The 15,375-nt window shown below is 45.3% G+C and carries 8 protein-coding genes; 7 read left to right on the top strand and 1 reads right to left on the bottom strand.

Features of this window, described 5'->3' with window-relative positions; genetic code table 11:
* Positions 1-99: 99 nt before the first annotated feature.
* The 4 genes from GPK60_RS10080 to GPK60_RS10095 all read left to right on the top strand — a co-directional run bounded on the left by GPK60_RS10080 (position 100) and on the right by GPK60_RS10095 (position 9,824).
* Complete coding sequence (locus tag GPK60_RS10080) at positions 100-3,945, top strand: DNA-directed RNA polymerase subunit beta (protein WP_173865915.1); 3,846 nt, start codon at positions 100-102, stop codon at positions 3,943-3,945.
* A gap of 26 nt (positions 3,946-3,971) precedes the next feature.
* On the top strand, positions 3,972-7,715 hold the full coding sequence (rpoC, locus tag GPK60_RS10085; RefSeq protein WP_215659820.1) for a DNA-directed RNA polymerase subunit beta': 3,744 nt from the start codon (positions 3,972-3,974) through the stop codon (positions 7,713-7,715).
* Positions 7,716-7,909: 194 nt separating this feature from the next.
* Complete coding sequence (locus GPK60_RS10090; RefSeq protein WP_215659822.1) at positions 7,910-9,226, top strand: MATE family efflux transporter; 1,317 nt, start codon at positions 7,910-7,912, stop codon at positions 9,224-9,226.
* 166 nt (positions 9,227-9,392) lie between these two features.
* Positions 9,393-9,824: a BlaI/MecI/CopY family transcriptional regulator gene (locus GPK60_RS10095; RefSeq protein WP_147632108.1), complete on the top strand. Its 432-nt coding sequence runs from the start codon at positions 9,393-9,395 to the stop codon at positions 9,822-9,824.
* Positions 9,825-9,998: 174 nt separating this feature from the next.
* Here GPK60_RS10095 and GPK60_RS10100 read toward each other — a convergent pair whose 3' ends face one another.
* Complete coding sequence (locus GPK60_RS10100; protein ID WP_215659824.1) at positions 9,999-11,456, bottom strand: VanZ family protein; 1,458 nt, start codon at positions 11,454-11,456, stop codon at positions 9,999-10,001.
* 512 nt (positions 11,457-11,968) lie between these two features.
* Here GPK60_RS10100 and rpsL point away from each other — a divergent pair.
* The 3 genes from rpsL (at position 11,969) to fusA (ending at position 15,186) form a co-directional block, all read left to right on the top strand.
* Positions 11,969-12,391 carry a 30S ribosomal protein S12 gene (rpsL, locus tag GPK60_RS10105; protein WP_147632110.1) on the top strand — a complete coding sequence of 141 codons (423 nt, stop codon included), beginning with the start codon at positions 11,969-11,971 and terminating at the stop codon, positions 12,389-12,391.
* A gap of 192 nt (positions 12,392-12,583) precedes the next feature.
* On the top strand, positions 12,584-13,054 hold the full coding sequence (gene rpsG / locus GPK60_RS10110; protein WP_215659827.1) for a 30S ribosomal protein S7: 471 nt from the start codon (positions 12,584-12,586) through the stop codon (positions 13,052-13,054).
* A 14-nt stretch (positions 13,055-13,068) separates the two neighbouring features.
* On the top strand, positions 13,069-15,186 hold the full coding sequence (gene fusA / locus GPK60_RS10115) for an elongation factor G (RefSeq protein ID WP_147632111.1): 2,118 nt from the start codon (positions 13,069-13,071) through the stop codon (positions 15,184-15,186).
* The last annotated feature ends 189 nt before the right edge of the window (positions 15,187-15,375 follow it).

Here is a 15,375-nt window from a genome sequence, read left to right on the forward strand (position 1 = left end):
GCACTATTGTGAAAGTGTATGCTTTTTGGTATAACTATGCCCAAAAGTGCCAAAAGTGACTTGAATTTTTTAGATAGAAAGAACAGGGGTGAAATGTCAATGGAGAAAAACAGAATACGTCCAATTAAAAGCGGCAAAAGCTTCCGTATGAGTTATTCCAGACAGAAAGAGGTTCTTGAGATGCCTAACCTGATCGAAATACAGGTGGACTCTTATAAATGGTTCCTGGAATCTGGACTCAAAGAGGTTTTTGATGATATCTCGCCAATTACAGACTACAGCGGCAAGCTGAGCCTGGAATTTGTGGATTTCACGCTGTGCGAAGATGACGTAAAATATTCAATCGAAGAATGTAAAGAACGTGACGCAACATATGCTGCACCTTTGAAAGTAAAAGTAAGACTTCATAATAAAGAGAACGATGAAATCAATGAGCATGAGATCTTTATGGGAGATCTGCCATTGATGACAGCAACCGGTACCTTCGTGATCAACGGTGCAGAGCGAGTAATCGTCAGCCAGCTGGTACGTTCTCCTGGCATCTATTATGCAATCGCACATGATAAACTGGGTAAAAAACTGTATTCTTCTACCGTTATTCCGAACCGTGGTGCATGGCTGGAATACGAGACAGACTCCAATGACATTTTCTATGTTCGTGTAGACAGAACCAGAAAGGTGCCGATCACCGTTCTGATCCGTGCACTTGGCTACGGAACCAATGCGGAGATCATCGATCTGTTCGGTGAAGAACCGAAAATCCTTGCCAGCCTGACAAAAGATACTTCCGAGAGCTATCAGGAAGGTCTGCTCGAGCTGTACAAAAAGATCCGTCCGGGCGAACCGCTGGCAGTTGACAGTGCAGAGAGCCTGATCACAAGCATGTTCTTCGATCCGAGAAGATATGACCTTGCAAAAGTCGGACGTTATAAGTTCAACAAAAAACTGCTGCTTCGCAACCGCATCTGCGGACAGGTTCTGGCTGAGGATGTTGTAGACGAGTCTACCGGTGAGATCCTGGCTGAGGCTGGTACAGAAGTAGATAAAGCACTTGCAAACAAGATCCAGAATGCAGGCGTTCCGTTTGTATGGATCCAGACAGAGCAGCGTAACGTAAAGGTTCTCTCCAATATGATGGTAGACCTTGGCGAATGGGTTGACTTTGATCCGGAATCTGCAGGTGTTACAGAATTAGTATATTATCCGGTACTGCAAAAAATACTGGAAGAAAACGCCAGCGAAGAAGATATTAAGGATGCGATCCACAAAAATATCCATGAGCTGATTCCGAAGCATATCACAAAAGAAGATATTTTTGCTTCTATTAACTATAACATGCATTTGGAGTACGGCATCGGCCATGATGACGATATCGACCACTTGGGCAACCGTCGTATCCGTGCAGTCGGAGAACTGCTGCAGAACCAGTACCGTATCGGTCTTTCCAGACTGGAGAGAGTCGTTCGTGAAAGAATGACAACACAGGATCTGGAAGGCATTTCTCCACAGTCTCTGATCAACATCAAACCGGTGACAGCAGCCGTGAAAGAATTCTTCGGATCTTCCCAGCTGTCCCAGTTCATGGATCAGAACAACCCACTGGGTGAGCTGACACACAAGAGACGTTTATCCGCCCTGGGTCCTGGCGGTCTGTCACGAGACAGAGCCGGATTCGAGGTTCGAGATGTACACTATTCCCACTACGGAAGAATGTGTCCTATCGAGACGCCTGAAGGACCGAACATCGGTCTGATCAACTCACTGGCATCTTATGCAAAGATCAACGAATATGGTTTCATCGAAGCACCATATCGTAAAATCGATAAAACAGATCCTAAGAACCCGCGTGTCACAGATGAAGTAGTATATATGACTGCGGACGAAGAGGATAATTACCATGTAGCACAGGCGAATGAGGCTCTGGACGAAGAAGGACACTTCATCAGCAAGAACGTTTCCGGTCGTTACCGTGAAGAGACACAGGCATACGAAAGACACATGTTTGATTACATGGACGTGTCTCCTAAGATGGTATTTTCCGTTGCTACTGCATTGATTCCGTTCCTGCAGAACGACGACGCAAACCGAGCTCTGATGGGATCTAACATGCAGCGTCAGGCTGTACCGCTTCTGACAACCGAAGCTCCTGTAGTAGGAACCGGTATGGAAGAAAAGACAGCGGTTGACTCCGGTGTATGTGTGGTTGCAAAGAAAAATGGTACGATCGAGTCTTCTGAATCCAAACGTATCGTGGTTCGCAACGATGATGGTACAAGAGATGAGTATCGTTTGACTAAGTTTTCACGAAGCAACCAGAGTAACTGCTACAATCAGCGTCCGATCGTTTTCAAGGGCGACAGAGTTGCTGCCGGACAGGTTATCGCAGACGGTCCTTCCACATCCAACGGCGAAATCGCTCTTGGTAAGAACCCTCTGATCGGATTCATGACCTGGGAAGGTTACAACTACGAGGATGCCGTTCTGCTGAGTGAGAGACTGGTTATGAACGATGTATACACATCTGTCCATATCGAGGAATACGAAGCAGAAGCACGTGATACCAAACTGGGACCGGAAGAGATCACACGTGACGTTCCTGGTGTCGGTGATGAAGCACTGAAAGATCTGGATGAGCGTGGTATCATCCGTGTCGGTGCAGAAGTGCGTGCCGGTGATATTCTGGTCGGAAAAGTAACACCGAAGGGCGAGACAGAGCTGACAGCAGAAGAGCGTCTGCTGCGTGCAATCTTCGGAGAAAAAGCACGTGAAGTACGTGATACTTCCCTGAAAGTACCGCATGGTGAATATGGTATTGTCGTAGATGCAAAAGTCTTCACAAGAGAAAATGGTGACGAGCTGGCACCGGGTGTAAATCAGTCCGTAAGAATTTACATTGCACAGAAGAGAAAGATCTCTGTAGGTGACAAGATGGCCGGTCGTCATGGTAACAAGGGTGTGGTTTCCCGTGTCCTTCCTGTTGAAGATATGCCGTTCCTGCCAAATGGCCGTCCGCTGGATATCGTACTGAATCCGCTGGGTGTGCCGTCTCGTATGAACATCGGTCAGGTCCTGGAGATCCATCTGAGCCTGGCTGCAAAAGCACTTGGATTCAATATCTCAACACCAGTATTTGACGGTGCAAACGAGGTAGACATTATGGACACACTGGATCTGGCAAACGATTATGTCAATCTGGAGTGGGAAGAATTCGAAAAGAAACATGGCGAAGAGCTTCTGCCGGAAGTTCTGCAGTATCTGTATGACAACCGTGACCATAGAGCACTCTGGAAAGGCGTACCGCTGTCAAGAGACGGTAAAGTAAGACTGCGTGACGGACGTACCGGAGAATATTTCGACAGCCCGGTAACCATCGGACACATGCATTATCTGAAACTGCATCACCTGGTAGACGATAAGATCCATGCACGTTCCACAGGCCCGTACTCCCTGGTAACACAGCAGCCTCTGGGTGGTAAAGCTCAGTTCGGCGGACAGCGTTTCGGAGAGATGGAGGTTTGGGCTCTGGAAGCATATGGTGCTTCTTATACACTGCAGGAGATCCTGACTGTTAAATCGGATGATGTTGTCGGACGTGTTAAGACTTATGAAGCGATCATCAAGGGTGAAAACATCCCTGAACCTGGTATTCCGGAGTCCTTCAAAGTTCTGATCAAAGAGCTTCAGTCTCTTGGTCTGGATGTCAAAGTGCTCAAGGAGGACCAGACAGAAGTAGAACTTATGGAAACTGTTGACTATGGAGACACAGACTTACGTTCTGTCATCGAGGGCGACAACAAAGATTACAACAGAAAAGAGGAGTCCTCTTTCGGCGAGTACGGCTATACCAAACAGGAGTTTGAAGGCGACGAGCTGGTTGATGTACAGGAAGAGTCCGCACCGGATGAAGCAATCTTCAGCCCGGATGAAGTTTTCGAGGAAGAGTAAGCCGGAAGTGAAAGGAGAAACCATACATGCCAGAAACAACAAATAATGAAACGTATCAGCCAATTACGTTTGATGCCATTAAAATCGGTTTAGCATCTCCTGATAAGATCAGAGAATGGTCACATGGTGAAGTCCTGAAACCGGAAACCATCAACTACCGTACGCTGAAACCGGAAAAAGATGGTCTGTTCTGCGAAAGAATCTTCGGACCAAGCAAAGACTGGGAATGTCACTGTGGTAAATATAAAAAAATCCGCTACAAAGGTGTTATCTGTGACCGATGCGGAGTTGAAGTAACAAAATCAAGTGTACGCCGTGAGCGTATGGGACATATCGAGCTGGCAGCTCCGGTATCTCATATCTGGTACTTTAAGGGTATCCCTTCCAGAATGGGACTGATGCTGGATCTGTCACCGAGAGTACTGGAAAAAGTACTGTATTTTGCCAACTACATCGTTCTGGATAAAGGAACCAGCGAACTGCAGTACAAACAGGTACTGACTGAGAGAGAGTTCCAGGAAGCCAGAGAAAAATACGGTATGACATTCCGTGTCGGCATGGGTGCAGAAGCTGTCAAAGAGCTTCTGGAAGCCATCGACATGGAAAAAGAATCCGAAGAGCTGAAAAGAGGCTTAAAAGAAGCTACCGGACAGAAACGTGCAAGAATCATCAAGAGACTGGAAGTTGTAGAAGCATTCCGTGAGTCCGGCAACCGTCCGGAGTGGATGATCATGACTGTTATCCCGGTTATTCCGCCGGATCTGCGTCCTATGGTACAGCTGGACGGAGGAAGATTTGCAACTTCTGACCTGAACGACCTGTACAGAAGAATCATCAATCGTAACAACCGTCTGAAGAGACTGCTGGAGCTTGGAGCACCGGATATTATCGTCAGAAACGAAAAACGTATGCTTCAGGAAGCAGTAGATGCTCTGATCGATAACGGTCGAAGAGGAAGACCGGTAACCGGACCTGGTAACCGTGCTCTGAAATCTCTGTCCGATATGCTGAAAGGTAAATCCGGACGTTTCCGTCAGAACCTGCTCGGAAAACGAGTTGACTATTCCGGACGTTCCGTTATCGTCGTAGGACCGGAACTGAAAATTTATCAGTGCGGTCTGCCGAAAGAAATGGCAATCGAGCTGTTTAAACCTTTCGTTATGAAAGAGCTGGTAGCAAACGGAACATCACATAATATTAAAAACGCAAAGAAAATGGTAGAGAGACTTCAGCCGGAAGTATGGGACGTTCTGGAAGAAGTAATCAAAGAGCATCCGGTTATGCTGAACCGTGCTCCTACACTGCATCGTCTGGGTATTCAGGCATTTGAGCCGATCCTGGTAGAAGGTAAAGCAATCAAACTGCATCCGCTGGTTTGTACCGCATTCAACGCCGACTTCGACGGAGACCAGATGGCTGTACATCTGCCGCTGTCCGTAGAGGCTCAGGCAGAGTGCCGTTTCCTGCTTCTCTCACCGAACAACCTGCTGAAACCGTCCGACGGCGGTCCTGTAGCCGTTCCTTCACAGGATATGGTCCTTGGTATTTACTACCTGACACAGGAAAGACCGGGTTCGATCGGAGAAGGCAAGTACTTCAAGAGCGTGAACGAAGCAATCCTTGCTTATGAAAACAAAGCACTGACTCTGCAGACCAGAATCAAAGTGCGTATGACAAAGACCATGCCGGACGGTACAACAAAGACCGGTACGGTAGAGTCTACACTGGGACGTTTCCTGTTCAACGAGATCCTGCCTCAGGATCTGGGCTTTGTAAACAGAAGCATTCCGGAAAACGAAATGAAGCTGGAAGTAGATTTCCATGTAGGAAAGAAACAGCTGAAACAGATCCTGGAAAAAGTTATCAATACACACGGAGCTACCAAGACAGCAGAAGTGCTGGATGATATCAAAGCAACAGGATATAAATTCTCCACAAGAGCAGCTATGACCGTATCCATTTCCGATATGACCGTTCCGCCTGAAAAACCGGAACTGATCAAGCAGGCTCAGGAGACTGTAGACCACATCACAAAGAACTACAAACGTGGTCTGATCACAGAAGAAGAACGTTACAAAGAAGTTGTAGAGACCTGGAAAGAAACCGATGATGTTCTGACCAGAAAGCTGCTGGACGGACTGGATAAGTACAACAACATCTTCATGATGGCTGACTCCGGTGCCCGTGGTTCTGATAAACAGATCAAACAGCTGGCAGGTATGCGAGGACTGATGGCAGATACAACCGGTCATACGATCGAGTTGCCTATCAAGTCAAACTTCCGTGAAGGTCTTGACGTACTGGAATATTTCATGTCTGCACATGGAGCTCGAAAAGGTATGTCCGATACCGCTCTTCGTACAGCCGATTCCGGTTACCTGACAAGACGACTGGTTGATGTATCACAGGATCTGATCATCCGTGAGATGGACTGCTGCGAAGGCAAAGAAATTCCGGGTATGTATGTAAAAGCATTTACAGACGGCAAGGAAGAGATCGAAAGCCTGCAGGAGCGTATCACAGGAAGATTCTCCTGCGAGACCATTAAGAATAAAGACGGCGAAATCCTTGTAAAAGCAAACCATATGATCACTCCGAAACGTGCAGCACGTATCATGAGTGAAGGTGTGGACGCAAACGGCAAACCATTTGAACAGATCAAGATCCGTACGATCCTGAACTGTAAATCACATGTTGGTGTTTGTGCGAAATGTTACGGTTCCAACATGGCAACCGGTGAGCCGGTACAGGTTGGTGAATCCGTAGGTATCATCGCAGCACAGTCTATCGGTGAGCCGGGTACACAGCTGACCATGCGTACCTTCCATAACGGTGGTGTTGCCGGCGGCGATATCACACAGGGTCTTCCTCGTGTCGAGGAGCTTTTCGAGGCACGTAAGCCTAAGGGACTTGCTATCATCACTGAGATTTCCGGTGTGGCAACCCTCAAAGATACCAAGAAAAAACGTGAGATTATTGTGACAAACAGTGAGACAGGTGAGTCCAAGACTTATCTGATCCCTTACGGATCACGTATCAAAGTACAGGATGGAGTTTATCTGGATGCTGGTGATGAACTGACAGAAGGTAGTGTAAATCCGCATGACATTCTGCGAATCAAGGGCGTAAACGCTGTTCAGGATTACATGCTGCGTGAAGTACAGCGTGTATACCGTCTGCAGGGTGTAGAGATCAACGATAAACATATCGAAGTAATCGTTCGTCAGATGATGAAGAAGATCCGTATCGAGGATAACGGAGACACGGAACTTCTGCCTGGAACCATGGTAGACATCCTTGATTTCGAGGATATCAATGAAGAGATGATCGCTCAGGGCAAAGAGCCTGCAGAAGGAAAACAGGTAATGCTTGGTATTACAAAAGCATCCCTGGCAACCAACTCCTTCCTGTCAGCAGCATCCTTCCAGGAAACTACAAAAGTTCTGACAGAAGCAGCTATCAAAGGTAAAGTCGATCCGCTGATCGGTCTGAAAGAGAACGTTATCATCGGTAAACTGATCCCGGCCGGAACCGGTATGAAACGTTACCGCAACGTAAAACTGGATACCGGTGAGGATGAATATGAAATGGAAGATGACGATCTGATGCTGGATGAAACAGAAATGTCGGAAGAGCAGACAGAGATCACTTCGAAGGAAACAACAGCAGATGCAGAAACTGCCGCAGCAGAGAATGCAGATGAGAATGTTGCAGACGATTTCGATGAAGTCGATTTGACAGCGGAAGATTCGGATTCTACCGAAGAATAAAGAGAATAACAAAACCCGTACAGGGTGTGGATTTTTTAAGAAAGTTCTTTTTTCGCCACATAGCTATCGAAAGGTAGTTATGTGGCGTTTTTTTGTTGCCATGTTGAGAAAAATACAGCATGCTGGTATTTGGCGATTGCTAATCAGCTGATAAAGTCTGTAAAGCACGTTGTATTATTAGATGGAGGAAATATATGGATCAAAGTTTTATGAAAGAGCGAAAAATACTGCCGCTGGTGTTATCCATGTCGCTGCCGATGGTCATCTCCATGGCAGTGAATGCACTGTATAACATCGTAGACAGCTATTTTGTTGCAAAATTAAGTGAAGAAGCGATGACGGCACTGGCACTTGTATATCCGATACAGAATCTGATTACAGCCATCGGTGTTGGTATTGGAATCGGGATCAATGCCGGGATCGCTTATTATCTGGGAGCAAAAAAACAGACCACAGCAAATCAGATAGCAACGCAGGGCATTGCCTTAAGTGTTTTGCATGGAATATTGCTGACAGTCCTGTGTACAGCAGGTCTGTGGAAGTTTCTGAAAGGATTTTCCGCTGATTTGGAAGTCAACCTGATGGCAATCACATACGGAAATCGTGTGCTGCTCTTCTCCGTTGTGATCACACTGGGGATAACCTTTGAAAAAATCTTTCAGTCGGTGGGTAAAATGAAAGTTTCCATGTTCAGCATGATCTGTGGGTGTCTGATCAACATTCTGCTCGATCCGCTGATGATCTTTGGAATCGGCCCATTTCCGGCTATGGGGATTGCCGGTGCCGCCTATGCGACCGGAATCGGACAGACGGCGACACTGCTGATCTATCTCATCTTTTATTTTGCAGACCCGATCCCGGTCAAGATCCAGTTAAAATATTTAAAACCGGAGAAACAGGTAATTTCCCGTATTTATACTGTCGGCATTCCGGCGACTTTAAATATGGCACTTCCGTCTCTGCTGATTTCATCTTTAAATGGTATCCTGTCAGGATTCTCGGAGAAATATGTGCTGGTGCTTGGCGTATATTATAAACTTCAGACCTTTATTTATCTGAGTGCAAACGGGATCATCCAGGGCATCCGTCCGCTGATCGGCTACAATTATGGAGCGGGAGAGAAAAAACGGGTAGAAAAAATATTCCGGACGGCACTGGGACTGGTGCTTGGTGTGATGGCAGCCGGAATGCTGATATCCTGGCTCATCCCGGAAAAATTGATCGGGCTGTTCACCGTGAATGAAGAGACCATCCGGATCGGAATCACTGCACTTCATATCATCAGCTTTGGCTTTATCGTGTCCGGCGTGTCTGTGACCTGCTCCGGAGCACTGGAAGGACTCGGAAAGGGTACACCATCTTTTTGTATTGCGTTGCTGCGATATGTCATTGTCATTATTCCGGCAGCATTTCTGTTTGGAAAAATACTGGGAGCAAACGGCGTATGGCTGGCATTTCCGGTGGCAGAGGCATTGACAGCGGTGTTTGCAATCATACTATATCAGAGGTGAGATGATTCTCGACTGTAGGCCTCTTCTGTTTCATGCATTATTTTCTGTAAATGATCACAAAACGGAACAAAATTTCTCGAATTTTTGATTTGACCATCTGGCGATTTTTTGATAAGATATGTAATATAGCATTGTATTATATTACAAACGATTAGGAGGAAAAAGTATGGCTTTTTACAGTTTATCAGAAGCGGAACAGCACATTATGGACTACATGTGGGCACATGCAGATCAGGAGGAGATTCATCTGAATGAAATCATGGAGTACATGGAGACAAAAGGATATGTATGGAAACAGCAGACGGCCTATAGTTTTGTGATACGTCTGAAGAATAAGAAAATCCTGTCTTCTACCAAAAGAGGTAAACGTCGCTATTATTCTGTGAACATGTCAAGAAAAGAATTTATAGCAAAAGGTGTTCAGGAATACCTGAATCTTGCCTATGATGGTTCTCTGCTGGTGTTTTTACGTTCTCTTGAGGGCGATCATGGTCTCAGCGAAGAGCACAAACAGGAATTACAGCAATTTGTGAAAGAACAGCAGGAGAAGGAAGAAGAGAGACAGAAGCAGGAAGAAAGCAGCGAAAAAACAGAGTAACAGGGAACAGAATAATAAGCAAAAAACGAAAAATGATAAAACAAAAAATGCAAGTATTTTTGTCGGATGACGAAAGTACATGCATTTTTTCGTTTAGTTTTAATCGAAACTCAATTTCCGATTTTATCTCAGTCGAGAAGACTCCCACTTCTGCAAGTGGTGAGCAACAAACCTTTACAGATCAAAGAACCAGTCTTTTTCATGTTTCTTTTTTCTTCGGTGCTGTACCGGAGGAGTCTGTCTTGGATCTTCCGCAGGTTCGTCTGGAACGGTACTTTCCGGATTCTCATATGGAGCCTGTTCTTTTTCTGGTGAATAAGATGGCTGTTGGGAAACATTTTCGGAACGGTCAAATCCCCAGTCATGATCATATGGATCATTTGTTTCCTGATAATTTCGCTCGGCATATTCCGGTTTGGCATTGAAGTCGATTTCCTGTTCCGGAGACCAGAAAGGATCGTTTGGATTAGTAGCCTTTTTGTCGGAAGTACGTGATGTATGCTCCGGATGAAGTCCAGCTTCTACTTCTTCCCTTGACCAGGTTCTGGTACTCTGCTGTGACTGCGACTCCCTGACGGGCTGCTCATAGTAATCACAGTTACTGCGGTCAGGAGTCTGTGATTCGCAGTAATTCTGCTCGCAGTTGTCGTATCCGTAACCGGTTTCCGGATTTTTGCCGCTCTGTTCATAATAATCACGATGTCCATGATTATCATAACCATAATTCGGATTGCCGCTGCGGTTATCATAACCATAATTCGGATTGCCGCTGCGGTTATCATAGCCATAATTCGGATTGCTGCTGCGACCGTCATAACCATAATTCGGATTACCGCCGCGGTTGTCATAGCCGTAATTTGGGTTACCTTCCGGCTGACCATAATAATCGCGGCCGCCGCGGTTATCGTAACCATAATTCGGATTGCCGCCCGGCTGTTCGTAATAATTACGCCCGCTGCGGCTGTCATAGCGACTATCATAACCATAATCCTGCCCACGGTTGTCATAACCATATCCAGATCCTGGATTCTGGTAATAGCGGTCATCCGGCTGTGGTGGCTGGTAATTGCCGTATTTATCATAGTAAGTTGTTTTTGACTTACCGCCAAAGAGCTTTTTCTTTGGCTTTTTCTGTTTTACTTTGACTTTTTCTTTAAAGACCGTCTTCCGTCCGGTCCAGCCGATGATGCGGACGACGATGATCCCAAAAAACACGCCGACACTGTCGATACAGACATCTCTTGACGAAGGACTTCGTCCGGCGATAAACGATTGGTGGAATTCATCTCCGCAGGCGAACCCGACGCAGATCAGCCCCGCCAGAAACATCAGAAGGATGCCGTGCAGTCCATATACATATAATGGAAAGGATACTGCGATGGCAAGAGCGAAATATTCGGTCATATGTGCCAGTTTGCGGGTGATAAAATCGATTTTATTTGCCCACTCATCGATTTGATCGTAACTGAGATTGGCGTTAAAAACATAGTCAGCTGTTTCGATGATCTTCACACTTGCCTGGTAGCTGAGCTGACCGGACATATCTCCGTCCTGAGCGGAGAAGGAGAAGATAATATACATCATAATGAGGGCAGGTACGAAAGAAAGTGGTTTCAATATTGTCCTCAACATAGCGATTCACCTCCATAATTATAAATAGCGAAAATGCCAGCATAAAGAGCATGCCGGTAAGCTAATTGCTTACGCGATATAATATCACTTTTAAAAGAAAAAGTCCAGCAAAGCCAGCCAGGTTTTCATGGATTTTAGGCGTATAATAGGGTAAAATAGAAGCAGTGAAAACAAACAGAAGTTGTGGAATGCAACGTTTGTAATGGAAAATGGAGATGATGTATATGGGTGAAAAAAATTTGATCGTGGATGATGAAGAGTCGATGCCAGATCTTATCTGCAACTACTCTGAGAAAGATACAAAACATCAGGATATTCTCTTTGAAAAATATGTATAAAAAAAGTGCATAAAATTCCTGTAAATACTGCATAAAAAGCCTTGACAGACGCTGTTTCTGCCGATATAATGTGAATTGTGCGTGCCGATACACTATATCTATGTATCCACACACCTGAAAATGATTTTAAGCAACCACTACCGCAAATGCGGAATATTACAGGAGGTGAAAAGAATGCCAACATTTAACCAGTTAGTTAGAAAAGGTCGTCAGACTTCAGAAAAGAAATCTACAGCACCTGCTCTGCAGAAGGGCTTCAACTCTCTGAAAAAGAAGAGCACAAACGTTTCTGCACCACAGAAGAGAGGTGTCTGCACAGCAGTTAAAACTGCTACACCTAAAAAACCTAACTCAGCTCTGAGAAAGATCGCCAGAGTTCGTCTGTCAAACGGAATCGAAGTAACAAGCTACATCCCAGGTGAGGGACATAACCTTCAGGAGCATAGCGTTGTTCTGATTCGTGGAGGACGTGTAAAGGACCTTCCAGGTACAAGATACCACATCGTTCGTGGTACTCTGGATACAGCAGGCGTTGCTAAGAGAAGACAGGCTCGTTCCAAATACGGAGCAAAGAGACCAAAAGACGCTAAGAAATAATAAAAGTTACAGACTTTTAAGCGAAACAGTAATAGAACAATAAAGTCGTATCACAAACAGAACTAACTGTTGTGCCGTATTCTTATTTACCAGTGGTTGCGGGTTAATATAGAAGTTGCGAGCACGATACACAGTAGAACGACACATGTGAGTACCGATGAATTAATTTCAATGATTAAGGAGGGAAGTACCGTGCCACGTAAAGGACATACTCAGAAAAGAGATGTATTAGCGGATCCGCTGTACAATAATAAAGTGGTTACCAAACTTATCAATAACATTATGTTAGATGGTAAGAAAGGTGTAGCTCAGAAAATCGTATACGGAGCATTCGAAAGAGTTGCTGCGAAAACTGACAAGCCGGCTATCGAAGTATTTGAAGAGGCTATGAATAACATCATGCCAGTTCTGGAAGTAAAAGCTAGACGTATTGGTGGAGCAACATACCAGGTACCTATCGAGGTAAGAGCTGATCGTCGTCAGGCATTAGCACTTCGCTGGATCACTCTGTATTCCCGCAAGAGAGGCGAGAAGACAATGGAAGAGAGACTGGCAAATGAAATTCTGGATGCTGCAAACAACACAGGAGCATCTGTGAAGAAGAAAGAAGACATGCATAAGATGGCAGAGGCTAATAAGGCATTTGCTCATTACAGATTCTAAGGAGGAGAAAAACCTTGGCTGGAAGAGAATATCCATTGGAGAGAACCAGAAATATTGGTATCATGGCTCATATCGATGCTGGTAAAACAACACTGACAGAGCGTATCCTGTATTATACTGGTGTAAACTATAAAATCGGTGATACTCACGAAGGTACTGCTACCATGGACTGGATGGAGCAGGAACAGGAAAGAGGTATCACAATTACTTCAGCCGCAACTACCTGTCATTGGACTCCGCAGGAACAGTGCAAACCGAAAAAAGGTGCACAGGAATATCGTATCAATATCATTGATACCCCGGGTCACGTTGACTTTACAGTAGAGGTTGAACGTTCCCTTCGTGTACTGGACGGCGCTGTCGGCGTGTTCTGTGCAAAGGGTGGTGTAGAACCTCAGTCTGAAAACGTATGGCGTCAGGCTGACACTTACAATGTACCGCGTATGGCATTCATCAACAAGATGGATATCTTAGGTGCAGATTTCTACAACGCTGTTGATCAGATTCGTACAAGACTTGGTAAAAACGCAATCTGCCTGCAGCTGCCAATCGGCAAAGAAGATGAATTTAAGGGAATCATCGATCTGTTTGAGATGAAAGCTTACATCTATAACGATGAAAAGGGTGAAGATATCTCAATCACAGATATCCCGGAAGATATGAAAGACGACGCAGAACTGTATCATACAGAACTGATCGAGAAAATCTGCGAGCTGGATGATGACCTGATGATGGAATATCTGGAAGGTGAAGAACCATCCATCGACGCACTGAAAGCTGCACTGCGTAAAGGAACCTGCGAATGTCAGGCAATTCCTGTATGCTGTGGTACTGCTTACAGAAACAAAGGTGTTCAGAAACTTCTGGATGCTATCATTGATTTCATGCCTGCACCAACCGATATCCCGGCTATTACAGGTGTTGACGAAGATGGCAACGAAGTAGTAAGACATTCTTCAGACGAAGAACCGTTCTCCGCTCTGGCATTCAAGATCATGGCTGACCCGTTCGTAGGTAAGCTGGCATTCTTCCGTGTGTACTCAGGTACTATGAACTCCGGTTCTTACGTACTGAATGCAACAAAGAATAAAAAAGAGCGTGTAGGACGTATCCTGCAGATGCATGCAAACAAGAGAGCAGAGCTTGATAAAGTTTACTCTGGTGATATTGCAGCAGCAGTAGGTTTCAAATTTACAACAACAGGTGATACTATCTGTGACGAACAGCATCCGGTTATTCTGGAGTCTATGGAATTCCCAGAGCCAGTTATCGAGCTGGCAATCGAGCCGAAGACCAAAGCAGGTCAGGGCAAGATGGGTGAGGCTCTTGCAAAACTGGCTGAAGAGGACCCGACATTCCGTGCTCATACAAATCAGGAGACTGGTCAGACAATCATCGCTGGTATGGGTGAGCTGCATCTGGAAATCATCGTAGACCGTCTGCTTCGTGAGTTTAAAGTAGAAGCAAACGTAGGTGCTCCTCAGGTTGCTTACAAAGAGACATTTACAAAACCTGTAGATGTAGACAGCAAGTATGCAAAACAGTCTGGTGGTCGTGGACAGTACGGTCACTGTAAAGTTAAATTCGAGCCGATGGATCCGAACGGCGAAGAGACATTCAAGTTCGAATCTACCGTTGTTGGTGGTGCTATTCCGAAGGAATACATCCCGGCAGTAGGAGAAGGTATCGAAGAAGCAGCAAAAGCTGGTATCCTGGGCGGATTCCCGGTACTGGGTGTACATGCAAATGTATACGACGGATCTTACCACGAAGTCGATTCCAGTGAAATGGCATTCCATATCGCTGGTTCCATGGCATTCAAGGATGCTATGAAGAAAGGTAATCCGGTACTGCTTGAGCCGATCATGAAAGTTGAAGTTACCATGCCTGAAGAATACATGGGCGATGTAATCGGTGATATCAACTCCAGACGTGGTCGTATCGAAGGTATGGAAGATATCGGTGGCGGTAAGATGGTTAAAGGTTATGTACCGCTGGCTGAGATGTTCGGATACTCTACAGACCTTCGTTCCAAGACACAGGGACGTGGTAACTACTCTATGTTCTTCGAAAAATATGAGCAGGTACCGAAGTCTGTACAGGAAAAAGTACTGAGTGCAAAAGCAAAATAAGATAAAATAGGACAAAGGTTTGGCAAAGATTCTTCTTTTGGAAAAATCCCGGAGAAGAATCTGGTCAAACTGCCATAAAAGTCATAAAAACAGGTAAATTAGGCTTGAAAATATCCTGGATTTGAAATATAATCGTAAATAGCCTATGTATATAAAGAAAATAAAGGTAAGCCAATACGGCTATTATTT

It is taken from the genome of Ruminococcus sp. MCC718 (assembly GCF_018783905.1).
Classification (GTDB): Bacteria; Bacillota; Clostridia; order Lachnospirales; family Lachnospiraceae; genus Hominisplanchenecus; species Hominisplanchenecus faecis.